Source organism: Pseudotabrizicola algicola (assembly GCF_010915705.1).
Lineage (GTDB): Bacteria > Pseudomonadota > Alphaproteobacteria > Rhodobacterales > Rhodobacteraceae > Pseudotabrizicola > Pseudotabrizicola algicola.
Map to the genome: position 1 here is coordinate 512,790 of NZ_JAAIKE010000002.1, position 25,126 is coordinate 537,915.

The following is a 25,126-nucleotide window of genomic DNA, read 5'->3' on the forward strand; positions in this document are numbered from 1 at the left end:
AAAGCCAAGGCAAGCCATGCTTTTGCTTTAGCCAAAGCCGCCCCATCCTGCCGCCACAGCCGCACACAGGAAACCGTCATGGCCCACACCCGCCACCGCAAGTTCAACACCAAGGACACCTACCCCGAGCAGAAGCTTGACAATGATCTGGCGCAGGCCGTCGTCGCGCGCGGGCGCATGGTGTTCCTGCGTGGCCAATGCCCGCAAGACCTTGATACCGCGCAGAATATCAACAGCCATGATCCGGTGGAACAGACCCACAAGGTCATGCAGAACATCCGCCAGTTGCTCGAAGAGGTCGGCGGCAGCATGGAGCATCTGTGCAAGGTCGTGGTCTACCTCACCGATGTGCGCCACCGCGAGGCGGTCTATCGCACGATGGGCGAATACATCAAAGGCGTGCATCCCGTCTCGACCGGCGTCGTCGTCACCGCGCTGGCCCGTCCCGAATGGCTGGTGGAAATCGACGGCACCGCCGTGATTCCGGACGAGCCATGACCTTCTCGCTGATCGCCCGCTGCGCGCGCACAGGCCAGTTCGGCATGGTCATCGCCTCCTCCTCGCCCGCCGTGGCGGCGCGCTGCGCCCATGTGCGGGCAGGCGTGGGCGCGGTCGCCAGCCAGAACGTCACCGACCCCGCCCTCGGCCCCCTGCTGCTCGACCATATGCAAGCCGGCCTCTCCGCACCCGAGGCGATGGCGCAGGTCACCGCAGACCGCCCGCATATCGCCTACCGCCAACTCCTCGCCATCGACGCGCAGGGCCGCACCGCCATCCACTCCGGCGCGCAGGTGCTTGGCCTCTGGGGCGAAGCCACCGGCACCGATTGCGCCGCGGGCGGCAACCTGCTCGCCCATACCGGCGTCCCCGCCGCCATGATCGCCGCCTTCGAATCCGCTCAGGGCCCCTTGGGCGAGCGGCTGATGGCTGCCCTTGAATCCGGCCTTGCGGCGGGCGGCGAGGCTGGCCCCGTCCATTCCGCAGGGCTGAAACTGGCGGACCGCCTGCCATGGCCGCTGGCCGATCTGCGCATCGACTGGGCCGACACGCCCATCGCCATGCTGCGCGCCGCATGGGATGTGTATTGCCCCCAGATGCAGGCCTATGTCCAACGCGCCACCGACCCGACGCAAGCGCCCAGCTACGGCGTCCCCGGCGACGAATAGCCATAGCCCGCCATGCCCCTGCGCTTCACCCTTCGCCAACTCGAATACCTCGTCGCGGTGGGCGAGGCGGGGTCTATCGCGGTGGCCGCCGAACGCATCAACGTCTCCTCCCCCTCCATTTCCGCCGCCATCGCCCATCTGGAACAAGAGTTCGGCCTGCAACTCTTTGTCCGCCGCCACGCGCAGGGCCTGTCGCTCACCAGCGCGGGCCGCCAGATGTTTGACCACGCGCGGCAGGTCCTTGCACAGGCGGGCCAGTTGAACGATCTGGCCGCCAGCATCACGCAAACCGTGCAGGGCCCGCTGCACGTCGGCGGGCTCATCACCTTTGCGCAGGTCATCCTGCCGCAACTGCGCCGCAGCTTCACCGACCTGCACCCGCAGGTCGATTTCCACCAGTCCGAAGGCGACCAGCCCGAGCTTTACGACCGCCTGCGCAACGCCCGTCTCGACGCAGCCTTGGGCTATGATCTCGACATCCCCGCCGATCTCGCATTCGTGCCGCTGGCCAGCCTCACGCCCTATGCCGTGCTGCCCGCCAGCCACCCCCTCGCCGCGCAAGCCAGCCTGACCCCGCAGGATCTGGCCCCGCACCCGATGGTGCTGCTCGACCTGCCGCTTTCGGCCGATTACTTCCTGTCCTGCTTTCACGCCGCCGGACTGAAACCCCGCATCGTCGAACGCACCCGTGACATGGGGGTGATGCAAAGCCTTGTGGGCCAAGGCTTCGGCTATTCCATCGCCAACATCCGCCCTTGGTCGGGCCGCTCGCCCGATGGCCAGCCGCTGCGCTTCGTCCCGCTCACGGGCGAGGTGCGTCCGATGCAACTGGGCCTGATCCTGCCCGCAGGCGCGCAATCCTCGCTCACCCTGCGCAGCTTCGTCGCCCATTGCCGCGCACAACTGACACCCGAAAAGGTGCGCAGCCTGCGCCCGGGCATCGACCCCGAAGCTTAGGTCCAGCCTAACCCCGGCTGAAGCAGATCATGGTTTTGCCAAAGCAAGACCCGCCCTACACTCGGCCCATCCCCAGCCGAAAGGTCGCGCCCGATGCCCAGCGAAACCATCCACACCCTTGTCATCGGCGGCGGTCAGGCGGGCATCGCCACCAGCGCCCACCTGTCACAGCACGGCATCCCGCATCTGGTCTTGGAACGCGCCCGCATCGCCGAACGCTGGCGCAGCGCGCGGTGGGATTCGCTCGTCGCCAACGGCCCCGCATGGCATGACCGCTTTCCGGTGATGGAGTTTTCCGGCATCTCCCCCGATGCCTTTCCCGGCAAGGACAGCGTCGCCGATTACTTCGAAACCTTCGCCGCCAAGATCAACGCCCCCATCCGCTGCGGGGTGGAAGTCACCGCCCTGCACCGCACCCCCGCCGGCAAGTTCCGCGCCGAAACCCCGCAGGGCGAGATCACCGCCGATCACGTCGTCGTCGCCACCGGCCCCTTCCAGAAGCCGCTGATCCCGCCGCTGGTCCCGCCGCAGCCCGGCCTGATGCAACTGCACTCCAGCGCCTACAAGAATCCGGACCAACTGCCGCAAGGCGCGGTGCTGGTGGTCGGCGCAGGCTCCTCCGGCGCGCAGATCGCCGAGGAACTCCAGCGCGCGGGCCGTCAGGTCTATCTGTCGATCGGCCCGCATGACCGCCCGCCGCGCCGCTATCGGGGGCAGGATTTCGTCTGGTGGCTGGGCAAGCTTGGCAAATGGGACGCCAAACAGCGCCCCCCCGGCACCGAGCATATCACCATCGCTGTCAGCGGCGCCTATGGCGGCCAGACGATGGATTTCCGCCGTCTCGCCGCGCAAGGCGTGGTCCTGCTCGGCCGCGCCAACGGCTTTGCGGACGGCGAAATCACCTTGAACAACGACCTCGCCCACAACATCGCGCAGGGCGATGCCAACTACCTCTCGGTGCTGGACGAGGCCGATGCCTATGCCGCCGCCCACGGCCTTGACCTGCCGCCCGAACCGCAGGCCCGCGTCTTTGCCCCGCTTCCCGCCTGCGTCACGCAGCCGATCCTCTCGCTCGATCTCGCCGCGCACGGCATCACCACCATCCTCTGGGCCACCGGCTATGCGCCCGATTTCGGCTGGATCAAGATGGAGGCCTGCGACACCACGGGCCGTCCGATCCATGCCGAGGGCATCTCGCCCATCCCCGGCCTCTATTTCGTCGGCCTGCCCTGGCTCTCCTGTCGCGGCTCGGCCTTCATCTGGGGCGCGTGGCGCGACGCCGAACGGCTGGCTGCCCATATCGCCGCCAAAGCCTCCGCCCCTGTCGCCGCCCGATTGCCCGCCCCCGCCTGATCGGCAGGCAGCGCGGCCCAAACCGCCAGCCGCCGCTTGCCCCGCCCCCGAACCTGCCGCATGCTTCCCGCAACCCCAGCCGCCACAGGTGCAAGATGACAACGCACGACACAAGCCTGACCCCGCTGGCCGAACTGCGTGCCAATGTCGCGCAACCCTTTGCCCGCGCCAGCGCCATGCCGAAATCGGTCTACACCTCGCCCGACTTCGCCGCGCTCGAACAGCAGCACATCTTCGCGCGTGAATGGCTTTGTGCAGGCCGCGCCGATGCCCTGCCCAATCCCGGCGATTACCTCACGATGGATATCTCGGGCGAACCCGTCATCATCCTGCGCGACCGTGAAGGCACCCTGCGCGGCCTCTCCAACGTCTGCCGCCACCGGATGAGCACGCTGCTCGAAGGGCGCGGCAACACCCGCGCCATCACCTGCCCCTATCACGCCTGGACCTATAACCTCGACGGCACCTTGCGCGGCGCGCCCGCGATGACGCTCAATGAATCCTTCTGCAAGGATCAGATCGCCCTGCCGCCCATCCGCGTCGAGAACTGGCTCGGCTGGATCATGGTCACGCTCAACCCCGATGCGCCGCCCCCGTCCGACGCCCTGCGCGATGTGCAGAACCTCGTCGGCTATCTCGACATGGAGCATTACGTCGAAGCCTTCCGCGAGGAATTCCACTGGAACACCAACTGGAAGGTGCTGGCCGAGAATTTCATGGAAAGCTACCACCTGCCGGTCTGCCACGCCGACACCATCGGCGGCACGGTGGACCTGCTGAAGATGACCTGCCCCGAAGGCTCGCCCGCCTTCAACTACCATTACATCGTCAAGAATGACTCGCTGCCGCTCACGCTGGCGCATCCGTCCAACACCACGCTGACCGGCGATCAGCGCCGCATCACATGGCTTCTCTCCATCTATCCGGCCCTGCTCATCACCCTCACGCCGGGTTACTTCTGGTATCTCTGCCTGACTCCGGACGGCCCCGGAAAGGTGCGGGTGCTGTTCGGCGGCGGGCTTGCCCCCGACTGGGCCGCCGACCCCGAAGCCCCCGCGCATTTCGCCGCGCTCAAGGCGCTGCTCGATGATGTGAATGTCGAAGACAAGGGCTGTGTGGAACGGGTCTATCGCGGCCTCTGCGCCAGCATGTCGGCCCCCGGCGCACTCAGCCATCTGGAGCGGCCGAACTTCGAATTTGCGACCTATATCGCAAGCAAGATGCCCTGACCGTCTGCCTTGTCCCCAAGGCCCCGCTTCCCTATTCTGGCCGCTGACCAGAACAGGGGCCTTTGTGGACAGCCGCACCACCCATCACGACCGTATCCTCGCCGCCCTGCGCGACAGGATCACCGGCGGCGACTGGCCCCCCGGCTTCCGGTTGCCGTTCGAAACCGACCTTGCCGAGCAACACGGCGTGTCGCGCATGACGATGAACAAGGTGCTGGGCCAACTGACGCGCGAAGGCTACCTTGTCCGCCGCAAGCGGCTCGGCACCTTCGTGGCGCAGCCCGTTGCACAGGCGGCGGTCATGGCCATCCCCGACATTCAGGCCGAGGTCGAGGCGCTCGGCCTGCCGTGGCACTTTGCCCTGACCGCGCGCGATCTGCGCCCGCCCCGCCCCGATGAACTCAAGGCCGCCCGCATCGACAGCGCCGCGCCGGTGCTGGCGCTGACGGGGCTGCATTACGCGGGCGACCAGCCCTTCTGTCTGGAACAGCGGCTCATCAACCCCGCCGCCGCCCCCGACGCGCTGACCGAGGATTTTGCGCAGATCGCCCCCGGCCAATGGCTCTTGCGCGAAATCCCGTGGACATCGGCCGACCACCGCATCCGCGCCATCGCGGCCAGCCCCGCCACCGCCCGCGCGCTGGCACTGGCGACGGGCGAGGCCTGTCTCGAAGTCACCCGCCGCACCGAAAGCGCGGGCCAATGGGTCACGCTGGTGGTGCAAACCTATCCCGGCGCGCGGCACGAACTGGTCAGCCGCTTCACCGCCGACTCGCGCTAAAGCCAGACCGACAGCGCGGGCGCCCCCGTCACGGCGGCGCGCAGCCCCGCATCCACCTGCGCCATCTCCAGCAGATCCAGCCGATCGAGCCCCGCCACCGGCGCCAGCAACAGCGCAAAGCGCGCGGCGGGGTCAAGCGGCCCTGCCCCCACCCGCGCCCGCAGCGGCCGCCGCACCATCACGTTGAAATCCAGCAGCGGCGCATCCACTTCCGCCGCGCAGGCCACATCCCCCGCAAAGGCAAAGGGCTCCAGAGGCGCAAGCGCATGCGCCTGCCCGCCAAGGCGCAGCACCATCCGCCCGCCCTCGATCACCGTCAGCACCCGATCCACCCCCGGAAATTCCGAGAATGGCCCCGATGCCTCCACCCGCGCGGTGCTCAGCCGCAGCGTGAAGTCGTCAAACCCCGCGCCCTCGGGCCAGCAGAGAATCTCTGCCGTGGTGCCGCCGCCGTTCTTCCAAGGGCGAAAGACGCGGGCGCTGGCGGGGTAAACCCCGCTCACAAGATCCCCGGCAGCCGCAGCCCATGCGCCACCGCACAGTCGCGCGCGCTGTCATAGCCCGCATCCGCGTGCCGCATCACGCCGGTTGCGGGGTCGTTCCACAGCACCCGCTCCAGCCGCCGCGCCGCCTCATCGGTGCCATCCGCGACGATCACCACGCCCGAATGCTGCGAAAAGCCCATGCCGACCCCGCCGCCATGATGCAGCGACACCCATGTCGCGCCCCCCGCCACGTTCAGCATGGCGTTCAGCAGCGGCCAGTCGCTCACCGCGTCCGACCCGTCCTTCATCGCCTCCGTCTCGCGGTTCGGGCTCGCCACCGAGCCGGAATCCAGATGATCCCGCCCGATCACCACCGGTGCCTTCAACTCGCCCGACCGCACCATCTCGTTCAGCATCAGCCCCGCGCGGTGCCGGTCCCCCAGCCCGATCCAGCAGATGCGCGCGGGCAGCCCCTGAAACGCAATCCGCTCCCGCGCCATGTCCAGCCAGTTGTGCAGATGCGCATTCTCGGGGAACAGCTTCTTCATCGCCGCGTCGGTCTTGTAGATATCCTCGGGGTCGCCCGACAGCGCCGCCCAGCGGAACGGGCCGATGCCCCGACAGAACAGCGGGCGGATATAGGCCGGCACAAAGCCGGGGAAGGCAAAGGCAGTCTCCAGCCCCTCCTCCTTCGCCACCTGCCGGATGTTGTTGCCGTAATCCAGCGTCGGCACCCCCGCGTTCCAGAACCCCACCATCGCCGCCACATGATCGCGCATAGAGGCGCGGGCCGCCCGTTCCACCGCCGCAGGCTCGCTCTCGCGCTTGGCCTGCCATTCAGCCACGCTCCACCCCTTCGGCAGATAGCCGTTCAGCGGGTCATGCGCAGAGGTCTGGTCGGTCACGATATCGGGCCGCCCGTTCGGCAGCGCCTCCCCCGCCTGCATCCGGCGGTAGATCTCGGGGAACACCTCCGCCGCATTGCCGATCAGCGCCACCGACTTCGCCTCGCCCGCCTTGGTCCACCCCTCGATCAGCGCCAGGGCCTCGTCCAGCGTATGTGCCTTGGCGTCGCAATAACGGGTGCGGATGCGGAAATCGGCCCGCGTCTCGTCACATTCCACCGCAAGGCAACAGGCCCCCGCCATCACCGCCGCCAAGGGCTGCGCACCGCCCATGCCGCCCAGCCCCGCCGTCAGAATCCAGCGCCCGCGCAAAGACCCGCCGTAATGCTGCCGCCCCGCTTCGGCAAAGGTCTCGTAGGTCCCCTGCACGATTCCTTGGGTCCCGATGTAGATCCATGACCCGGCGGTCATCTGGCCATACATCATCAGCCCCTTGCGATCGAGTTCATGGAAATGCGCCCAGGTCGCCCAATGCGGCACAAGGTTGGAGTTGGCGATCAGCACGCGCGGCGCATCCGCATGGGTGCGGAAAATCCCCACCGGCTTGCCCGACTGCACCAGCAGCGTCTCGTCCGCCTCCAGATCACGCAAGGCCGCGCAGATGCGGTCAAAATCCTCCCATGTCCGCGCGGCCCGGCCGATCCCGCCATAGACCACCAGCTCATGCGGGTTTTCCGCCACATCGGGGTGCAGGTTGTTCATCAGCATCCGCAGCGCCGCCTCGGTCAGCCAGCTCTTGCAGGTCATTTCCGTGCCGGTGGCAGGATAGATATCGCGGGTGTTGTGGCGTGTCATGGCTCTCTCCTCAGGCACGGGCCAGACGCGGGGCCAGATCGGCCAGCGTGGCAAGAATTTCGGTCAACGTCCGGCGCAGGTCCGCCGCACGCGCGGTATCCAGCGCAAAGGGCGGCGCTTCGGTTTCCAGATGGCTCTCCTGCGCCAGTTCCATCTGGATCGCATGAACCCCCTCTTGCGGCCGCCCGTAGTGGCGGGTGGTCCAGCCGCCCTTGAACCGCCCGTTCAGCACCCATGTGCGCCCCGACGCCGCCGCCACGCGGCACACCGCCGCCTCCAGCGCGGGCGCACAAGTGACGCCGCCATTGGTGCCGATGTTCAGATCGGGCAGCACACCATCAAACAGCCACGGACAGCGCGACCGGATCGAATGGCAATCATAGACCACCGCCACCCCGTGCCGCGCCCGCACCCGTGCCACCTGCGCAGCCAGCGCCGCGTGATAGGGCCGATGCACCGCCTCCAGCCACCGCGCCACGTCCGCAGGCCCCGGCGGCACCTCCCAGATCGGCACATTGTCGAATGTGGTTTCGGGAATCAGCCCCGTCGTCGCCTGCCCCGGATACAGGCTCGCGCCCGAAGGGTCGCGGTTCAGGTCGATCACATAGCGCGATTGCGTCGCGGTTACCGTGGTCAGGCCGGGAATCAGCCCCGCGTAAAGCTCGTGAATATGCCAGTCCGTATCGCGCAGCACGCGGCCCTCGGCGTTCAGCCGCACCGCCACCTCGGGCGGAACCCCCGTTCCCACATGCGGAAAGGCCAGAATGACCGGCCCGTCGCCCTGCTCCACCAGGGGCTCCATCACGCCACCCAAGGCAGCAGGTCTGCCCCCGCCGCCTCCAGCGCGCCCGATGCCACCAGATCGCCCGCCGCCTCCATGTCACCCCCCATGAAGCGGTCGGCCTCCAGCGCCGGAATCCGCGCCCGCACCGCCGCAATCGCGGCCTGCAACGCGGGCGAGGTTGCCAGCGGCCCGCGCAAGCCCACGCCCTGCGCCGCCACCATCGCCTCCACCCCGATGATCCAGAACAGGTTCTGCGTCATGTCCAGAAGCCGCCGCGCGCCGTGGCAGGCCATCGACACATGGTCCTCCTGATTGGCCGAAGTGGGGGTGCTGTCCACACTGGCCGGATGCGCAAGCATCTTGTTCTCGCTCATCAGGGCGGCAGAGGTGACTTCGGCGATCATCAAACCGGAATTGAGGCCCGGTTTCGGCGTCAGGAACCCCGGCAGGCCAAAGTTCAGCGCGGGGTCCACCAGCAGAGCAATCCGCCGCTGCGCAATCGCGCCGACCTCCGCCACCGCCAGCGCCACGATATCGGCGGCAAAGGCCACAGGCTCGGCATGGAAGTTCCCGCCCGACACCACCGACCCATCCGACAGCACCAGCGGGTTGTCGGTCGCGGCATTGGCCTCCACCTCCAGCGTGCGGGCCACATTGCGCATGATGTCAAGCGCCGCCCCCGCCACCTGCGGATGGCAGCGGATGCAATAGGGGTCCTGCACCCGCTCGTCCCCCTCCACATGGCTGTCGCGGATCTGGCTGCCCGCCAGCAGCGCGCGCAAGGACGCCGCCACGTCGATCTGCCCCTGATGCCCGCGCAGGGTGTGAATCTCCGCCGCAAAGGGCGCGGTCGATCCCATCGCCGCATCGGTCGACATGGCACCCGTCACGATCGCCGCCCGCAAGGCGCGCTCGGCACGGAACAGCCCCGCCAGCGCCAGCGCGGTAGAAACCTGCGTTCCGTTGATCAGCGCAAGACCCTCCTTGGCGGCCAGCACCACAGGCTCCAGCCCCGCCCGCCGCAGCGCCTCTGCTCCCGTCAGGCGCTCGCCCGCATAAAACGCCTCGCCCTCGCCGATCATCACCGCCGCCATATGCGCCAAGGGGGCCAGATCGCCCGAGGCCCCGACCGACCCCTTTTCGGGGATCACCGGCATCACGCCCTTGGCCAGCATCGCCTCCAGCAGGGTGCTCACCTCTGCCCGCGTGCCGGATGCCCCCCGCCCCAGTGACATCAGTTTCAGCGTCAGGATCAGCCGCACCACCGCGCCATCCAGCGGCGCACCCACGCCGCAACAATGCGACAGGATCAGGTTGCGCTGCAACTGCGCCACATCCCCCGCCGCAATGCGGATGGACGCCAGCTTGCCGAACCCCGTGTTCACCCCGTAGACCGCCGCATCCCCTGCCGCGACCTCGGCAATCCGCGCCGCCGCCCGCGCAATCGCGGGCGCGCATTCCGGCGACAGACGCGGCGCGCCGCCCTGCCAATACAGGGTGCGCAGGGTCGCCAGCGGCACCGCGCCGGGGGTCAGGATCATCTCGGTCATGCGACCTCTCCCTTGAAAATGCGGGCATGGATCGGGTTGAACCCGATCCGCGCCACCAGTTGCGCCGGGGTCTCCACGTCCCACAGCACCATGTCCGCCGACAATCCGGGCGCGATCCGCCCCGTCTCGTTGCCAAGACCCAAGGCCCGCGCGGCATGCGCCGTCACCGCCAGCAGGCACTCCGCCACCGTCATCCGGAACAAGGTCGCGCCCATGTTCATCGTCAGCAAGATCGAGGTCAGCGGCGAGGTGCCGGGGTTGCAATCCGTGGCCAGGGCCATCGGCACCCCCGCCGCGCGGAAGGCCTCCACGGGCGGCAAAACCGTCTCTCGCAAGGCATAAAACGCCCCCGGCAACAGCACCGCGACCGTGCCAGAGGCCGCCATCGCCCGCGCATCCGCCTCGGTCGCATGTTCCAGATGATCCGCCGAGAGCGCCCCATAGCCGCAGGCAAACGCCGTGCCACCCAGATGCGAGAGCTGTTCCGAATGGATCTTCACCGGCAGGCCCAGCGCCCGCGCCCGGTCATACAGCGGGGCCAGTTCTGCGGGCGTAAAGGCGATCCCCTCGCAGAAGGCGTCGACCGCGTCGACCAGCCCTTCGGCCACCGCCGCCTCCAGCCCCGCAATCGCCACCTCGGCGATATAGGCCTCGGCCCGCCCCTCATATTCCGGCGGCAGCGCATGGGCGGCCAGCCACGTCGTCACCACCCGCACCGCCCGCGCGCGGCCCAGCGCCCGCGCCGCGCGCAGCATGTTCAGTTCCGCCTCGATCGACAGCCCGTAGCCCGACTTCACCTCGACGGTGGAGACCCCCTCGCGCAGCAGATGGTCCAGCCGTGGCAGGCTCGCCGCCACCAGATCCTCCACCCCCATCGCCCGCGTCGCGCGCATGCTGGCCCTGATCCCGCCGCCCTCGCGCGCGATCTGCGCATAGGGCACCCCCTCCAGCCGCCGCTCGAACTCGCCCGCGCGGTCGCCGCCGAACACCAGATGCGTGTGGCAATCCACCGGCGCCGGCGTCAGCAACCGCCCGCCGCAATCCACCACCTCAACCCCGGCGCGGGCCAACCCCCGCCCCACCGCCACGATGCGCCCGCCTTCGGTCAGCACTTCAAGCGCGCCGGCCACGGGCGCGCGGTCAATGCCGCCATCGGCTGTCACCACCCGTGCATTGGTCCAAAGCGTGGCTCCCATCGCCCCCCCGATCCGGCACATAAGGCTTCCCCTGCGCGCTCATTAAGTATATACATAATCAAAGCCGCCTGCCTAGCCCCTTTCGGACCGGAGCCTGCAATGACCGTCTTCGCACAAACCGCCCTCCTCCCCGATGGCTGGGCGCGCAATGTCCGCCTCACCCTCCGCGCAGGCCAGATCGCCAGCATCACCGCCGATACCACCCCCCAGCCCGGCGACCACCGCGCCGACATCCTCCTCCCCGGCCTGCCCAACCTGCACAGCCACGCCTTCCAGCGCGGCTTTTCCGGCCTCACCGAACAACGCGGCCCCACGCCCGACAACTTCTGGACATGGCGCGAGATGATGTATCGCTTCGCCCTCGCGCTCTCACCCGACGCCATGCAGGCCATCGCCGCCTTCGCCTATGCCGAAATGCTGGAAGCAGGCTTCACCCGCGTCGGAGAATTCCACTACCTGCACCACGCCCCCGATGGCCGCCCCTATGCCGACCCCGCCGAGATGTCGGCCCGCATCTTCGCCGCCGCCTCCGACACCGGCATCAGCCTCACCCACCTGCCGGTGTTCTACGCCCATGGCGGCTTCGGCCCCAGACCGGCGGGCGAGGGTCAGCGCCGCTTCCTGCACGACGCAGACTCCTTCGCCCGCCTGATCCAGTCCTGCGATGCCCTCGCCCGTCCGCAAGACCGCATCGGCCTTGCGCCCCATTCGCTGCGCGCCGCCACGATGGCGCAGATCACCACACTCGCGCAGGCCTTCCCCAACCGGCCCTTCCACCTGCATATCGCCGAACAGCAGCAAGAGGTGGCCGATTGCCTGTCCTTCACCGGACAGCGCCCGGTGGAACACCTGCTCGCCCACGCCCCCGTGGGGCCAGACTGGTGCCTGATCCACGCCACCCACCTGACCGAGGCCGAAATCCTCGGCATCGCCGCCACCGGCGCCGTCGCGGGCCTCTGCCCGATCACCGAGGCGAACCTGGGTGACGGCATCTTCCCCGCTGCCCAATTCCTTGCCGCAGGCGGGCGCATCGGCCTTGGCACCGACAGCAATGTGCAGATCACCGCGGCGGGCGAGGCGCGGATGCTCGAATATTCCCAGCGCCTCGGCACACGCGGGCGCAATATCTGCGCCGATCATGGGTCGACTGGCGCGCGGCTGTTCCACGCCGCCACCGCGGGCGGCGCGCAGGCGCTTGGCGCAGCCACGCCGCAACTTGCGCCCGGCGCCCCCGCCGATCTGGTGGCCCTGCACGACAGCATGGGGTTCGACATGGCCGATGACCGCCTGATCGACCGCTGGATCTTCGGCACCGACATCACCGTTGCCGATGTCTGGGCAAACGGCGCGCATCTGGTGCAGGCAGGCCGCCACATCCACCGCGACCGCCTGCGCAGCGCCGCCGCCGCCGCCTGCCGCGCGCTGGTCTGACCGCAAGCAAAACGCCCGCAGCACAGCGGCTGCGGGCGTCATCTTCGGGCAAAGCCGCAGGCAAGCTGCGGCGGCGTTACGCCTTGGCGGGCGGCTCCACAGCCACCGTGTCACCTGCCGTGGCTTCGGGCACGGCAGCAGGCCGCTGCCCCGACCCGAGCCGATTCCACTTGCGCGGTCTGGGGGTTGCCGGCTTGCTCAGAAAATCGGCAAGGTCAAAGGGCGTCTTTTGCGGGGAATATCCCATGTGCTGGCTCCTGTCGGTCAAATGCGGTTGAAAACCGGCCGGGACAGAGCCTGCCATGATGCGGCGCGCCATCAGCGCGCCCCGTAGTCCGATATGGGGGCTCGGCACCGGCTCCACCAGTGCCGCCGCCCGACAATCACAGAACCCGAGGGGATCGCCCGAAACTTTCCCCCCGCCCGCCGCGCGCGATCAGAAGTCCAGATTTTCCACGTTCAGCGCGTTTTGCTGGATGAACTCGCGGCGCGGCTCCACCACATCGCCCATCAGCTTGGTGAAAATGTCGTCCGCCTCGGCCAGATCTTCCACCTTCACCTGAAGCAAGGTGCGCGCCTCGGGGTCCAGCGTGGTTTCCCAAAGCTGCTCGGGGTTCATCTCGCCCAATCCCTTGTAGCGTTGCAGGGTCAGGCCCTTCTCGCCCTCGGCCAGAATGGATTTCAGCAAATCGGTCGGCCCGTAAACCACCTGCTCGCGGTCCTTGCGCACCAGTTTCGCCGGATCGCGGAAGGTGTCGCGCGTCTCGCGCGCCACCGCAGACAAGCGCCGCGCCTCACCCGACCGCAGCACCGCGCCATCCAGCGTGCGCAATTCCTCGACCCCGCGCAGGATACGGCTCAGCCGGATGCCGTGGTCTTGCGTGATCCGTCCGGCCCAGCCCTTTTCATACTCCGCCGCGATCATGTTCAGACGGTCTGCCACCGTGCTGGCCACCGCCTGCAAATCGGCATCGGCCTGGCCGGGGTCAAACGCGCCCGCCAGCGCCGCCTGCTCCAGCAGGTTGCGCGGATAGTTGGTCGGGAAGGAGTCGAGCACACGGCGGAACTGCCGCGCGCCGTTGATGACGCGGCGCAAATCCTCGCCCGCCAGTTCCTCGCCGTTGCCAAGGCGCAGAATTGCGCCGTCCAGCCCCATGTCGATCAGGTAATCCTCAAGCCCCGCCTGATCCTTGATGTAGACCTCGGACTTGCCGCGCGCGACCTTATACAGCGGCGGCTGCGCGATATAGAGATACCCGCCCTCGATCAGCTCCGGCATCTGCCGGAAGAAGAAGGTCAGAATCAGCGTGCGGATATGCGCGCCATCCACGTCAGCGTCCGTCATGATGACGACCTTGTGGTAGCGCAGTTTCTTGATGTCGAATTCGTCGCGGCCAATGCCGGTGCCCAGCGCGGTGATCAGCGTGCCGATCTCCTGGCTCGCCAGCATCCGGTCAAACCGCGCCCGCTCCACGTTCAGGATCTTGCCCTTCAGCGGCAGCACCGCCTGGTTAGAGCGCGACCGCCCCTGCTTGGCCGACCCACCGGCCGAGTCACCCTCGACGAGGAAGATTTCAGATTTCGCCGGATCGCGCTCCTGACAATCGGCCAGCTTGCCGGGCAGGCTTGCCACATCCAGCGCCGTCTTGCGCCGCGTCAGCTCCCGCGCTTTGCGCGCCGCCTCGCGCGCCAGCGCCGCCTCGATGATCTTGCCCACGATCACCTTGGCCTGCGCCGGATTTTCCTCGAACCACTCGGCCAGCTTCTCGTTCACCAGATTCTCGACCGCAGGCCGCACTTCGCTGGAAACCAGCTTGTCCTTGGTCTGGCTCGAGAATTTCGGGTCCGGCACCTTCACCGACAGCACGCAGGTCAGCCCCTCGCGCGCATCGTCGCCGGTGAAATCCACCTTCTCCTTCTTGGCGATCCCGCTCGACTGCGCATAGCCGTTGATCGTCCGCGTCAACGCCCCCCGGAAGCCCGCCAGATGCGTGCCCCCGTCGCGCTGCGGGATGTTGTTGGTAAACGGCAGCACCATCTCGTTGTAGCTGTCATTCCACCACATCGCGAGCTCGACCGTCATCCCGTTCCGCTCCCCGATCATGTAGATCGGCTCGGCCATGATGCTGGACTTGGACCGGTCGAGGTATTTCACATACTCCCGCACCCCGCCTTCATAATACAACTCGGTGTGCAGCGGCTCCGCGGGCCGCTCGTCCTCCACGATGATCCGCACGCCCGAGTTCAGGAACGCCAGTTCCCGCAGCCGGTTCTCCAGCGTCTTGAAACTGTAGTCGAGGTTAGAGAACGTCCCGTCCGGGCTGTTGGTCTTGGCGCTCGCCAGAAACCGCACCTCGGTTCCCCGCATCCCCGGCGCCGGCCCGATGGCCCTCACATGCTCCACGCATTCGCCATGCTCGAACCGCGCCCGATACTCCGTCTCGTCGCGCCAGACGGTCAGCTCCAGCCATTCCGACAGCGCGTTGACCACCGACACGCCCACGCCATGCAGCCCCCCCGACACCTTGTAGGCATTGCCGCCCTCATCGGTGTTGTTGAACTTCCCGCCCGCGTGCAGCTGGGTCATGATGACCTCGGCCGCCGAAACGCCCTCCTCGGCGTGGATGTCCACCGGAATCCCGCGCCCGTTGTCCCGCACCGATACGCTGGAATCCGCGTGGATCTTCACCGTCACCGCCGTCGCATGTCCGGCCAGCGCCTCGTCGATCCCGTTGTCCACCACCTCGTAGACCATGTGGTGCAGACCCGACCCGTCATCGGTATCGCCGATATACATGCCAGGGCGCTTGCGAACCGCCTCCAACCCCTTGAGAACCTTGATGGAATCAGCGCCGTATTCGGCGGGTTTGCGGGCAGCTTCGGCCATACGTCTTGAACCCCAAATAATGTCCGCGATTTATACCCGCAGGGGCCGGGAATGTCACCCCTCACCCCCAAGATTTAGCGGTCAGGTAAAGGGAATCACGCAACCCACCGCCATCAGCAGAACCCCCGACACCACATTCAGCCGCCTGAGCGCCGCCGGGCTCTGCAACAGCCGCCGCGCGCGGTCCAGAAACAGCGCCAGCCCCAGATTGCCCAGCATCGGCACCAAGGCCGAAATCGCCAGAATCGCCGCCACATCCCACCCCGACACCCGCCCCAGATCGAAGAACCCCGGCAAAAACCCCATGTAGAACAGAATGGCCTTGGGGTTGCCGATCACCGCCGCCACCCCCACCGAAAACCCGGCCCAGACACCGGGCCGCGTCATCCGGCTGTCCGCCCCCGGCACAGCCGCGGGCTTGCGCAGCAGCAGCGCCCCCATCACGATGAACACCGCCGCCGCCACCCAGCGCATCACCCCCAGCAGATCGCCATAAAGCGACAAGACCCAGGCCAGCCCCAGAATGGCGCAGAGCGGCCAGATCAGATCGCCCAAGGCCACCCCCACCGCCAGGGGCCAGGCCCCCGCCATGCCGCCCGACAGCGCCCGCGCGGTCAGGGCCACCCAGACCGGACCGGGGATCACCCAAAGCCCCGCCATCGCCAGCGCATAAAGCCCCAGCTGGTGCAGCGTCACCGTCATCCCCGCACCTCCGACACGCCGCCATCCTCGGCCACAATCACGCTCTGCCCGCGCCCCGCCAAACCGTCGAACAACCCCGCCTCCGTGCCGGTCATCAGCGCCTGCGCCCCCAGCGCACAGATCTCGTCATACAGCGCCGCCCGCCGCGCCGCGTCCAGATGCGCCGCCACCTCGTCCAGAAGCACCACCGGCGCGCGGCCCAGATCGGCGGCCAGCGCCCGCGCATTCGCAAGGATCAGCGAAATCAGCAGCGCCTTCTGCTCGCCGGTCGAACATTGCGCCGCCGCCACCCCCTTGGCCGCATAGACCGCCGCAAGGTCCACCCGGTGCGGCCCCTGCAAACTGCGCCCCGCCGCCATGTCCCGCGCCCGCCCCGCCGCCAGTTCGGCGGCCAGATCGCCATATTCCCCCTCGGGATGCACCAGCAGCAGATCGGCGCGCGGAAAGGCCGTCTCCGCCCCCTCCTGCGCGCGGGTCAATCGCACCAGCGCCGCCGCGCGGTTGGCGTCGATCACGGCGGCGGCCTCCGCCATCCGCGCCTCCACCGCGCCATACCAGTGGGCATCGCGAACCTGATCCTTCAGCATCCGGTTGCGCTCGCGCATCGCCTTTTCATAGGCCAGCACCGCCTCGCCGTGATCGGGCAGGAAACTCAGGGTGATCCGGTCCAGAAACCGCCGCCGCCCCTCGGCGGCCTCGATCCAAAGCCGGTCCATCGCCGGCACCAGCCACAGCACCCGCAGCACGCGGCCAAGGCTGGCCTGCGTCGCCGCCTTGCCGTCGATCCGCACCACGCGCGGCTCCAGCCCCTCGGCGAAACTCACCACCTCATGCGGCGCGTCCAACCCGTCCACCTCGGCCGAAATCTTCCAGCCGATCGCCCCGGGCCGCCGCGCCAGCTCCTCCGCCGCCGCCCGCCGCAACCCGCGCCCGGGCGACAGCAGCGACACCGCTTCCAGAATATTGGTCTTTCCCGCGCCGTTCGGGCCATGGATGGCCACAGGCCGCCCGTCAAAGGCCAGCCGCGTCAGGCCGTGGCTGCGAAACTGCGACAGCACCAGGGATGTGATCGCAAGGCCAGCCAAACGCTGCCCCTTTCATCTGTTCATAAATATCCCACGGGGGTCCGGGGGTGTGAAACCCCCGGTCCGACGCCGGTCACACGCGCATCGGCATCACGACATAGATCGCGCTGGTGTCATTCCCCTCGCGCATCAGGGTCGGATCGCCCGAGGAATTGAACAGGAACACCGCATTCTCGCGGTCCACCTGGCTCGCGATTTCCAGCAGGTATTTGGCGTTGAACCCGATATCCAGCCGCTCGTCGCTATAGGCCACCGCCAGTTCTTCCTCGGCAGCCCCCGAATCCGGCGCGTTGACCGACAGGATCAGCCGGTCCTCGTCCAAAGACAGCTTCACCGCACGGCTGCGCTCGCTCGACACGGTGGCCACGCGGTCCACCGCCTTGGCAAATTCGCTCGCATCCACTTCCAGCCGGCGGGTGTTCCCGGTCGGAATCACGCGGGTGTAATCGGGGAAGGTGCCGTCGATCACCTTCGATGTCAGGGTGATGGCCGGGGTGGCAAAGCGGATCTTCGTCTCGCTCACCGACACCGCGATCGTTGCCTCGTCATCATCCAGCAGCTTGCGCAATTCGTTCACCGTCTTGCGCGGCACGATCACGCCCGCCATGCCCGTCGCCCCGTCGGGCAGCGCCGCGTCAATCCGCGCCAGCCGGTGGCCATCGGTCGCCACCGCGCGCAGCACGGGGCCCCCCTCACCGGTGGCGACATGCAGGTAGACGCCGTTCAGGTAATAGCGGGTCTCCTCGGTCGAGATGGCGAATTTCGCCTTGTCGAACAACCGGCGCAGCGCGGGCGCGGGGGCCGAGAAGTTCGACGAATATTCCGATGTCGCCATCACCGGAAAATCTTCCTTGGGCAGCGTCGCAAGGCTGAACGAAGAGCGCCCCGCCATGATCGACAGCCGCCCCGAAGACGGGTCCTCGGTCAGGTTGACCAGCGCGCCATCGGGCAGCTTGCGCACGATCTCGTGCAGCATCACCGCCGAAACCGTCGTGGCGCCAGCGCGCTCCACCATGGCGGGGGCGCGGTCCACCACCTCGATATCCAGATCGGTGGCCCGGAAAGACACCTGCGTGCCATCGGCCTCGATCAGCACATTAGCAAGGATCGGAATGGTGTTGCGCCGTTCCACCACGGACTGAGCCTGCGCAAGAGCCTTGAGCAGCGTGCCACGTTCAATCGAAAGCTTCATCATCCATCCCCCTGTCGGGCGTCTAAGGGACGCCGACAATACCCGTTTTGCGCGGGTTCACAAGTGTTTGACCCGACATTGTGGGGCTTTGTGGCCAAGGTCAAGGCCCCGCACCGCCCGCGCGGCGGCCCTTGCGGTCAAGGCGTGAATTTTCTGTTAACCCGAAAATTCAACCCCTTGAAAACAAAGGCGCCGCCCAAGTGTAACACAGGGGGCAGCGCCGCCTCAGCTCTGCAAGAGCCGCTTCAGAAGCTGCACATCATCGGCCAGCTGCCCGTCCGCCGCCATCAGCTCCTCGATCTTGCGGACCCCGTGCATGATGGTGGTGTGGTCCCGCCCGCCAAAACGGCGGCCAATCTCCGGCAGGCTCCGGCTGGTCATCTGCTTGGACAGATACATCGCCACCTGCCGGGGCCGCGCGATCGTTCGCAGCCGCTTGGGCCCGATCATGTCCGACAGGCGGACGTTGTAATGCTCGGCCACCTTCCGCTGGATTTCCTCGATCGTCAGCCGCTTTTCCGACGAGCGCAGGATATCGGACAGACACTCCATCACCAGATCCAGATTGATCTCCCGCCCGACGAGGCTGGCAAAGGCAAAGAGCCGCATCAACGCCCCCTCCAGCACCCGCACATTGGTGGTGATCCGGTGGGCCAGAAACTCCAGCACCCCCGGCGCCATCGTCAGGCCGCGATACTGGTTGGAATAATGCTCCAGCTTGGCCTGCAAGATGCCCAGCCGCAGCTCGTAATCCGTAGGGTGCAGGTCCACCACCAGCCCGCATTGCAGACGCGAGCGGATGCGGTCTTCCAGATCCTTGATCTCCCCCGGCGCGCGGTCCGCAGAGATCACGATCTGCTTGTTCTGATCGACCAGCGCGTTGAAGGTGTGGAAGAACTCCTCCTGCGTGCTGTCCTTGCCGGCGATGAACTGCACGTCATCGACCATCAGCACGTCGACCGAGCGGAACAGCTCCTTGAAGTCCATGATCTGCCGGTCCCGCAGCGCCTGAACAAAGCGATACATGAACTGCTCGGCCGAGAGGTAGAGAACATGCAGGTCAGGGCGGTTGATCTTCAACTCATGCGCGATGGCATGCATAAGGTGCGTCTTGCCGAGCCCGACGCCCCCATAGAGGAACAGCGGGTTGAAGGTCACCGGCCCACCTTCCGCGACACGGCGGGCAGCGGCATGTGCCAATTCGTTCGGCTTGCCCACCACGAAATTGTCGAAGGTGAAGCGCTGCTCCAGTTGCGCGCCCGTCACCTCCTCGGCACCGACCGCACGCGCCCGTGCAGGCTTGGCGGCAGAGCGGGACCCGGATTTCGCAGCAGGCGCACGCGCGGGTGCCGCACCGACCGTGAATTCAACGCGCTCCACCGGCGAGCCGGCCACTGCCAGTTGACCCCGGATATGGTCGGCAAAATTGCGCGAGACCCAATCCCCGAAAAAGGTCGTCGGCACCTCGAAGCTGGCGACCCCGTTCTTCAGGTGCGAGAGGCGCAGCGGTTCGATCCAAGTCGTATAGTTGTTCTGGCCAACCCTCTTGATCAGTTCTTCCCGAACCTGTCCCCACGTGTCGTTCGTCATTCGCTTTGACCTGTTTTTTATTTGCCCGCCACATCCAGTTTCCCGGTCGAGCTTGTTTCGCACACACAACCTGACCCACCCGAAACCCTGACCAGCCCCGCCTACAAAGCATGCGGACGGGCTGATCCAAGACCGGACCAGTCAAGGACACACCAAAGAACAACGACGCCGGCCCATAGAAGCCAGCCCCGCTGATCAACCCTGAGTGCGGAAGTTCCCGCAGACAGCATAACACTTTGATCTAGAACAAAAATTGGCGAATAAGCTGGCAGCAAGATTCGTCATGTTCTGTTCAAGACCGCGTCATGTCCCCCAAGACGACGTGAATCGCATCCGGAAGCTAGCAAGCCGCCAAGGGCCTTCGCAACCGATCTATTCGGTTGACAGAAGAATGATCGGAGCGAATCCGGGGGCTTTGGCAAATCGGCAACGAGTAAGCGGGAAAGCGCCTGAAAACACGCAACTGCCAAGAAAAAAGGGCGCCCTCGGAGGAGGACGCCCTTGACACAAAACTCGGCAGATCGACTCAGACGGCGGGGGCCGACAGAGCCTTTACGCGCGAGGACAGGCGCGAGATCTTGCGCGAAACGGTGTTCTTGTGCAGCACACCCTTGGTCACGCCACGAGCCAGTTCCGGCTGGGCGTTCTTGAGAGCTTCGACAGCGGCTTCGGCGTTACCCGATGCAATGGCCTCTTCGACCTTGCGGACGAAGGTGCGGATGCGCGAGCGACGGGCCTTGTTCACGGCATAGCGCGCCTCGGACTGGCGGGCGCGTTTTTTGGACTGTTCACTGTTTGCCATTGTGGTGGCCTTTCCTGGGTCTGATCAATGCGGTCGCACGAAAGCCCCAAGACCCCACCTTTGAGGAGGGGATGATTCTTGCCTAAGCGGGCCCACGCGCATGTGGGGCGGCGTATAGGATGGTTTGACCCAAAAGAAAACAGGAAAAACCGCTTATTTGTCGCGGAACTGCGGCTGGCGCTTTTCCATGAAGGCCGCCATGCCCTCTTTCTGGTCCTCGGTAGCGAACATTGCATGAAACACGCGACGTTCAAACAGGAGGCCTTCGGCCAGCGAGGTTTCCTGTGCGCGATTCACGCATTCCTTGACGGCCATCGATGAGATCAGCGATTTCTCGACGATCTTCTGCGCGATCTTCATGACTTCGGTCATCAGGTCCTTTGCCGGAAAGACCCGGCTGACCAGCCCGCAACGCTCGGCCTCGGCGGATTCCATGAAGCGTCCGGTCAGGTGCATATCCATCGATTTTGACTTGCCGACAAAACGGGTGAGCCGCTGGGTGCCGCCCATGCCCGCGACGATGCCGAGGTTGATTTCGGGCTGACCGAACTTCGCGGTATCAGACGCGATGATGAAATCCGCCAGCATCGCCAATTCGCACCCGCCCCCCAGGCAATAGCCAGACACGGCGGCGATGATGGGCTTGCGCACCCTAGCGATGATTTCGGCCTCAACCCCGAAGAGGTTGTCGAAATATACGTCCGTGAAGGATTTTTCGGCCATTTCCTTGACATCGGCACCGGCGGCGAAGGCCTTTTCCGACCCCGTCAACACGATGACACGCACGTTGTCATCACGGTCGGCGGCCTGCAGGGCACTTGCCAGTTCCTTCATCAGCTTCGAATTGAGCGCATTCAGCGCGTCTGGACGGTTCAGCCGGATGAGGGAGACATAATCCTCGACCTCGACGATCAGCGTATCATAGGCCATGCGCATGGGCTCCAAGGTTGGCTTTGACGTGACTCCTAACAGCATCTTGCCCGATGGCAAGTCAGCGCTGACAGGAAGGGCAGTAGAAGGATGACCGCCCGGACTGCACGATCCGGCCGATTGTCGCGTCGCATCCGGGGGCGACGCAGGGCTGTCCCTCGCGGCCATAAACCTGAAAACTGTGCTGGAAATAGCCCAATTCTCCATCGGCTTGCCGATAATCGCGCAGGCTGCTGCCCCCCGCCTCTATCGCCTCGGCCAGCACATCGCGGATGATGGGAATAAGACCGGCCACCTGACCATCGGAAAGCGCACCTGCCTTGGTTTGTGGCGCAATGCCCGCGCGGAACAGGGTTTCGCAGACATAGATATTGCCAAGACCGGCAATGATCTGCTGATCGAGCAGTGCCGATTTTATCGGCGTGTTACGCCCCCGCAGTCGCGCTTGCAGATAAGCCTCATCAAACCCGTTGCCCAAAGGCTCTGGGCCGAGCACCGCGAGCAGAAGGTGCGAATCTGCACCCGCAGTCGGCATCAGGTCCATAGCACCAAAGCGGCGGGCATCGTTGAAGATCACCCGCGCGCCGCCCTCCATGTCGAACACGACGTGATCGTGCTTTTGCGGGGCTGGATGGTCATGATGGAAGCTGCCAAAGGTTTGACCTGAAATCAACATTCGGCCCGACATGCCCAAATGGATGAGCAAGGTTTCATCGCTCGAGAGATCGGCGAGAATATACTTGGACCGCCGCCGCAGGGCGTTGACCCGCACGCCGGAAAGGCGCGCCGCCATATTGGCGGGGAAGGGCCAGCGCAAACCGTCCCGGTTCACCGTGGCCTGGGTGATCCGCTGACCCTCCATCACGGGCAAAAGGCCACGACGAACGGTTTCAACCTCGGGCAGTTCGGGCATGGGGGACACTCCTGCACAATCGCGCGTGGCGCCGCCCGGACAGGGTGGCGCATTGCAGCCGCGCGCATGCGCCCTATAAGAAGACTGGCAGGCAATAAAGGGCAAGGCCCATGACCGACGACAAAAACACAACGCATTTCGGTTACCAGACCGTTCCCGAAGGCGAGAAGGCCGGGATGGTGCATGGCGTCTTCACGCGCGTGGCCAGCAAATATGACATCATGAACGATCTGATGTCCGGCGGGGTCCACCGTTTGTGGAAAGATGCCATGATGGATTGGCTTGCCCCGCGGCCCGGCCAGAGGTTGCTGGATGTAGCCGGCGGCACGGGTGACGTTGCGTTCCGTTTTCTCAAGCGGGCCCCCGGTGCCAGTGCCGTGGTCTGCGACATGACCGAATCGATGCTGGTCGCTGGCCGGCAGAGGGCCGAGGCGGACAGCATGGCTGACCGGCTGGATTGGGTTGTCGGCGATGCCATGGCCCTGCCTTTCGCGTCGAACAGCTTTGACGTTTACACGATCAGCTTTGGCATTCGGAACGTCACACGCATTTCCGAGGCATTGTCAGAGGCTTACCGTGTCTTGCGCCCCGGCGGGCGTCTGATGGTGCTGGAATTCAGCCAGATTCCGAACGACCTGATGCAAAAAGCCTATGATCTCTATTCTTTCAACGTGATCCCTGTGATGGGGCAGATCGTTGCAGGGGATCGTGACAGCTATCAGTATCTGGTGGAAAGCATCCGCAAGTTCCCGGATCAGGAAAGCTTTGCGACAATGATCCGGCAGGCCGGGTTCGATCAGGTGCGATACCGCAATCAGACGATGGGAATCGCGGCCCTTCATTCGGGATGGAAGCTCTAAGTGCGTGGCCCCCATAACTTCTGGCGACTTGTCCGCACGCTTGCCACTTTGGAGCGCACGGGTGCGATCGGGGTGGTGCTGGAGGCGTTTCGCGCCCCTCCCCGGTTAAGGTTTGTCGCACGCATTCTGGGATGGCCGTTCAAGCCCTTGGGCTTGCGCGGCGATCCTGCCTTGCCGCCCCTGACTCGGGCGCTGACAGCGCTTGGCCCGGCCTATATCAAGTTCGGCCAGATCCTTTCGACCCGACCCGATGTCGTGGGTGACGAACTGGCGCTGCAGCTGAAGTATCTGCAGGACAAATTGCCACCCTTCTCGATCGATGTCGCAAAGACGATGATCGAGGCAGAATTGCAGATGCCGGTCGATCAGGTGTTCAGCAGCTTTTCCGAGCCGGTGGCTGCGGCATCGATCGCACAGGTGCATAAGGCAACACTGGCAGAAGATGGGCGCGAGGTGGCGGTAAAGGTTCTGCGTCCGGGAATTGAACGCGCCTTCCGCAAGGACATTGATGCCTTTTACTTTGCCGCTCAGGCGATTGAAGTCATCTCTCCTTCTTCGCGCCGCCTGCGCCCCCTCGATGTGATCCGCCACTTTGAGGGCGTGGTGATGGGGGAACTCGATTTTCGGCTCGAATCGAGCGCGGCGGCCGAATTTGCCGCGAATACTGCGGGCGATGCGGGGTTTCAGGTGCCAAAGCCAATCTGGTTCCTGTCCGGCCGCAGCGTGATGACGCTGGATTGGGCGGAAGGAATCAGCCTGAACGATAACGCGTCGATTGATGCGGCAGGGCATGACCGCAAAGTTCTTGGCGCGCGGGTTTTGCAACTGTTCCTGAACCACGCGCTGCGCGATGGCTACTTCCATGCCGACATGCATCAGGGCAACCTGAAGGTTGCGGCAAATGGTGACATCATCGCCTATGATTTCGGGATCATGGGACGGATTGATGAATATACCCGCCGTGTTTATGCCGAAATCCTGTTTGGTTTCATCCGCAAGGATTACCGCCGCGTCGCCGAGGTGCATTTCGAGGCGGGCTATGTGCCGCCCGACCGCGACATAGACGAGTTTGCACGCGCCTTGCGCGCCGTTGGGGAGCCGATTTTCGGCATGGATGCCAGCCGCATCTCGATGGCGCGGCTCTTGGCCTATCTCTTCGAGGTCACAGAGCGTTTCGGGATGGAAACCCGGACCGAGCTTATCCTTCTGCAGCGAACGATGGTGGTTGTGGAAGGCGTGGCGCGCGGTCTGGACCCGCACATTAACATCTGGGAGGTCGCCAAGCCGATTGTCGAAGGTTACATTGCCAAGAACATCGGTCCGCGGGCTGTGTTGCGCGATCTGGCCAAGACGGCGCGCGTTCTGGCGCGGTTTGGCCCCCGCATGCCCCAACTTGTCGAACGGGCGCTGATCGCGCAGGCGGAAGCACCCAAGCAGGTGCAGGCCAGCGAGACGCGCTGGCCGATGTGGACTGCCCTGACAGGGGCGGCGATGCTTGCGCTCGGGCTTTGGGTGGGCACATTGATTTAGCAG

At 65.9% G+C, this 25,126-nt stretch carries 23 protein-coding genes; 9 read left to right on the forward strand and 14 right to left on the reverse strand.

Translation table 11 applies throughout. The features are described 5' to 3' along the window. The first annotated feature begins 78 nt into the window (after positions 1 to 78). From G3572_RS08995 to hutC, 6 genes are all read left to right on the forward strand, one after another. Complete coding sequence (locus G3572_RS08995; protein ID WP_164610935.1) at positions 79 to 498, forward strand: RidA family protein; 420 nt, start codon at positions 79 to 81, stop codon at positions 496 to 498. Continuing rightward, entirely contained in the window at positions 495 to 1,166 is a 672-nt protein-coding gene (locus G3572_RS09000; RefSeq protein WP_164610937.1) for a DUF1028 domain-containing protein, read from the forward strand. Before G3572_RS08995 ends, G3572_RS09000 begins: the two co-directional genes overlap by 4 nt. Before the next feature lie 12 nt (positions 1,167 to 1,178). Continuing rightward, positions 1,179 to 2,123 carry a LysR family transcriptional regulator gene (locus G3572_RS09005; RefSeq protein ID WP_164610939.1) on the forward strand — a complete coding sequence of 315 codons (945 nt, stop codon included), beginning with the start codon at positions 1,179 to 1,181 and terminating at the stop codon, positions 2,121 to 2,123. A gap of 93 nt (positions 2,124 to 2,216) precedes the next feature. Then, entirely contained in the window at positions 2,217 to 3,476 is a 1,260-nt protein-coding gene (locus G3572_RS09010; protein ID WP_164610941.1) for a flavin-containing monooxygenase, read from the forward strand. Positions 3,477 to 3,571: 95 nt separating this feature from the next. Next, positions 3,572 to 4,705 (forward strand): aromatic ring-hydroxylating oxygenase subunit alpha, encoded by a 1,134-nt coding sequence (locus G3572_RS09015; protein WP_164610943.1) that lies wholly within the window; start codon positions 3,572 to 3,574, stop codon positions 4,703 to 4,705. 64 nt (positions 4,706 to 4,769) lie between these two features. After that, entirely contained in the window at positions 4,770 to 5,486 is a 717-nt protein-coding gene (gene hutC, locus G3572_RS09020; protein WP_164610945.1) for a histidine utilization transcriptional repressor HutC, read from the forward strand. Here hutC and G3572_RS09025 read toward each other — a convergent pair. The 5 genes from G3572_RS09025 to hutI are packed head-to-tail and all read right to left on the reverse strand — an operon-like array spanning position 5,483 to position 11,201. Next, entirely contained in the window at positions 5,483 to 5,989 is a 507-nt protein-coding gene (locus G3572_RS09025; protein ID WP_164610947.1) for a HutD/Ves family protein, read from the reverse strand. The genes hutC and G3572_RS09025 overlap by 4 nt on opposite strands. Next, the gene (hutU, locus tag G3572_RS09030) at positions 5,986 to 7,671 is read right to left on the reverse strand and encodes a urocanate hydratase (RefSeq protein WP_164610949.1); all 1,686 of its coding nucleotides are present in this window, start codon (positions 7,669 to 7,671) and stop codon (positions 5,986 to 5,988) included. The genes G3572_RS09025 and hutU overlap by 4 nt, the downstream gene beginning before the upstream one ends. A 10-nt stretch (positions 7,672 to 7,681) precedes the next feature. Then, positions 7,682 to 8,473 (reverse strand): N-formylglutamate deformylase, encoded by a 792-nt coding sequence (gene hutG / locus G3572_RS09035; RefSeq protein WP_164610951.1) that lies wholly within the window; start codon positions 8,471 to 8,473, stop codon positions 7,682 to 7,684. Continuing rightward, positions 8,473 to 10,005: a histidine ammonia-lyase gene (gene hutH, locus G3572_RS09040; RefSeq protein ID WP_164610952.1), complete on the reverse strand. Its 1,533-nt coding sequence runs from the start codon at positions 10,003 to 10,005 to the stop codon at positions 8,473 to 8,475. The genes hutG and hutH overlap by 1 nt, the downstream gene beginning before the upstream one ends. Beyond that, positions 10,002 to 11,201: an imidazolonepropionase gene (hutI, locus tag G3572_RS09045; protein ID WP_205518650.1), complete on the reverse strand. Its 1,200-nt coding sequence runs from the start codon at positions 11,199 to 11,201 to the stop codon at positions 10,002 to 10,004. The genes hutH and hutI overlap by 4 nt, the downstream gene beginning before the upstream one ends. Before the next feature lie 99 nt (positions 11,202 to 11,300). Here hutI and G3572_RS09050 point away from each other — a divergent pair, with 99 nt between their 5' ends. Beyond that, on the forward strand, positions 11,301 to 12,632 hold the full coding sequence (locus G3572_RS09050) for a formimidoylglutamate deiminase (protein ID WP_164610956.1): 1,332 nt from the start codon (positions 11,301 to 11,303) through the stop codon (positions 12,630 to 12,632). Positions 12,633 to 12,708: 76 nt separating this feature from the next. On the opposite strand, the gene G3572_RS09055 is transcribed toward G3572_RS09050, so the two are convergent. The 9 genes from G3572_RS09055 to mutM form a co-directional block, all read right to left on the reverse strand. Continuing rightward, positions 12,709 to 12,879: a hypothetical protein gene (locus G3572_RS09055; RefSeq protein WP_164610957.1), complete on the reverse strand. Its 171-nt coding sequence runs from the start codon at positions 12,877 to 12,879 to the stop codon at positions 12,709 to 12,711. A 189-nt stretch (positions 12,880 to 13,068) separates the two neighbouring features. Continuing rightward, positions 13,069 to 15,519 carry a DNA topoisomerase (ATP-hydrolyzing) subunit B gene (gene gyrB / locus G3572_RS09060; protein WP_164610959.1) on the reverse strand — a complete coding sequence of 817 codons (2,451 nt, stop codon included), beginning with the start codon at positions 15,517 to 15,519 and terminating at the stop codon, positions 13,069 to 13,071. Positions 15,520 to 15,600: 81 nt separating this feature from the next. Further along, complete coding sequence (locus tag G3572_RS09065) at positions 15,601 to 16,221, reverse strand: LysE family translocator (RefSeq protein ID WP_164610962.1); 621 nt, start codon at positions 16,219 to 16,221, stop codon at positions 15,601 to 15,603. Next, positions 16,218 to 17,306 carry a DNA replication/repair protein RecF gene (gene recF / locus G3572_RS09070; protein WP_164610964.1) on the reverse strand — a complete coding sequence of 363 codons (1,089 nt, stop codon included), beginning with the start codon at positions 17,304 to 17,306 and terminating at the stop codon, positions 16,218 to 16,220. The genes G3572_RS09065 and recF overlap by 4 nt, the downstream gene beginning before the upstream one ends. A gap of 73 nt (positions 17,307 to 17,379) precedes the next feature. Next, entirely contained in the window at positions 17,380 to 18,498 is a 1,119-nt protein-coding gene (gene dnaN, locus G3572_RS09075; RefSeq protein WP_164610966.1) for a DNA polymerase III subunit beta, read from the reverse strand. 225 nt (positions 18,499 to 18,723) lie between these two features. Further along, a complete protein-coding gene (dnaA, locus tag G3572_RS09080) occupies positions 18,724 to 20,088 on the reverse strand; it encodes a chromosomal replication initiator protein DnaA (RefSeq protein ID WP_164610968.1) in 1,365 nt (454 codons plus the stop codon). Positions 20,089 to 20,614: 526 nt separating this feature from the next. After that, on the reverse strand, positions 20,615 to 20,890 hold the full coding sequence (rpsT, locus tag G3572_RS09085) for a 30S ribosomal protein S20 (RefSeq protein ID WP_100196539.1): 276 nt from the start codon (positions 20,888 to 20,890) through the stop codon (positions 20,615 to 20,617). A 153-nt stretch (positions 20,891 to 21,043) separates the two neighbouring features. Continuing rightward, the gene (locus G3572_RS09090) at positions 21,044 to 21,820 is read right to left on the reverse strand and encodes an enoyl-CoA hydratase (RefSeq protein ID WP_164610971.1); all 777 of its coding nucleotides are present in this window, start codon (positions 21,818 to 21,820) and stop codon (positions 21,044 to 21,046) included. Between the two features lie 61 nt (positions 21,821 to 21,881). Continuing rightward, complete coding sequence (gene mutM, locus G3572_RS09095) at positions 21,882 to 22,733, reverse strand: bifunctional DNA-formamidopyrimidine glycosylase/DNA-(apurinic or apyrimidinic site) lyase (protein WP_164610973.1); 852 nt, start codon at positions 22,731 to 22,733, stop codon at positions 21,882 to 21,884. Between the two features lie 110 nt (positions 22,734 to 22,843). Here mutM and ubiE point away from each other — a divergent pair, with 110 nt between their 5' ends. Beyond that, positions 22,844 to 23,593 (forward strand): bifunctional demethylmenaquinone methyltransferase/2-methoxy-6-polyprenyl-1,4-benzoquinol methylase UbiE, encoded by a 750-nt coding sequence (gene ubiE, locus G3572_RS09100; protein ID WP_164610975.1) that lies wholly within the window; start codon positions 22,844 to 22,846, stop codon positions 23,591 to 23,593. Beyond that, positions 23,594 to 25,123 carry a 2-polyprenylphenol 6-hydroxylase gene (gene ubiB / locus G3572_RS09105; RefSeq protein ID WP_164610977.1) on the forward strand — a complete coding sequence of 510 codons (1,530 nt, stop codon included), beginning with the start codon at positions 23,594 to 23,596 and terminating at the stop codon, positions 25,121 to 25,123. Positions 25,124 to 25,126 lie beyond the last annotated feature (3 nt).

Excerpts from the sequence above, each read along its gene's own strand:
- rpsT (WP_100196539.1), bottom strand. The coding sequence starts at position 20,890 with ATGGCAAACAGTGAACAGTCCAAAAAACGCGCCCGCCAGTCCGAGGCG.
- hutI (WP_205518650.1), bottom strand. The coding sequence starts at position 11,201 with ATGGGAGCCACGCTTTGGACCAATGCACGGGTGGTGACAGCCGATGGC.
- dnaN (WP_164610966.1), bottom strand. The coding sequence starts at position 18,498 with ATGAAGCTTTCGATTGAACGTGGCACGCTGCTCAAGGCTCTTGCGCAG.
- mutM (WP_164610973.1), bottom strand. The coding sequence starts at position 22,733 with ATGCCCGAACTGCCCGAGGTTGAAACCGTTCGTCGTGGCCTTTTGCCC.
- G3572_RS09000 (WP_164610937.1), top strand. The coding sequence starts at position 495 with ATGACCTTCTCGCTGATCGCCCGCTGCGCGCGCACAGGCCAGTTCGGC.
- hutU (WP_164610949.1), bottom strand. The coding sequence starts at position 7,671 with ATGACACGCCACAACACCCGCGATATCTATCCTGCCACCGGCACGGAA.
- ubiE (WP_164610975.1), top strand. The coding sequence starts at position 22,844 with ATGACCGACGACAAAAACACAACGCATTTCGGTTACCAGACCGTTCCC.
- G3572_RS09055 (WP_164610957.1), bottom strand. The coding sequence starts at position 12,879 with ATGGGATATTCCCCGCAAAAGACGCCCTTTGACCTTGCCGATTTTCTG.
- G3572_RS09050 (WP_164610956.1), top strand. The coding sequence starts at position 11,301 with ATGACCGTCTTCGCACAAACCGCCCTCCTCCCCGATGGCTGGGCGCGC.
- G3572_RS09005 (WP_164610939.1), top strand. The coding sequence starts at position 1,179 with ATGCCCCTGCGCTTCACCCTTCGCCAACTCGAATACCTCGTCGCGGTG.
- dnaA (WP_164610968.1), bottom strand. The coding sequence starts at position 20,088 with ATGACGAACGACACGTGGGGACAGGTTCGGGAAGAACTGATCAAGAGG.
- gyrB (WP_164610959.1), bottom strand. The coding sequence starts at position 15,519 with ATGGCCGAAGCTGCCCGCAAACCCGCCGAATACGGCGCTGATTCCATC.
- G3572_RS09065 (WP_164610962.1), bottom strand. The coding sequence starts at position 16,221 with ATGACGGTGACGCTGCACCAGCTGGGGCTTTATGCGCTGGCGATGGCG.
- G3572_RS09015 (WP_164610943.1), top strand. The coding sequence starts at position 3,572 with ATGACAACGCACGACACAAGCCTGACCCCGCTGGCCGAACTGCGTGCC.
- hutH (WP_164610952.1), bottom strand. The coding sequence starts at position 10,005 with ATGACCGAGATGATCCTGACCCCCGGCGCGGTGCCGCTGGCGACCCTG.
- G3572_RS09010 (WP_164610941.1), top strand. The coding sequence starts at position 2,217 with ATGCCCAGCGAAACCATCCACACCCTTGTCATCGGCGGCGGTCAGGCG.
- G3572_RS09090 (WP_164610971.1), bottom strand. The coding sequence starts at position 21,820 with ATGGCCTATGATACGCTGATCGTCGAGGTCGAGGATTATGTCTCCCTC.
- hutG (WP_164610951.1), bottom strand. The coding sequence starts at position 8,473 with ATGGAGCCCCTGGTGGAGCAGGGCGACGGGCCGGTCATTCTGGCCTTT.
- G3572_RS08995 (WP_164610935.1), top strand. The coding sequence starts at position 79 with ATGGCCCACACCCGCCACCGCAAGTTCAACACCAAGGACACCTACCCC.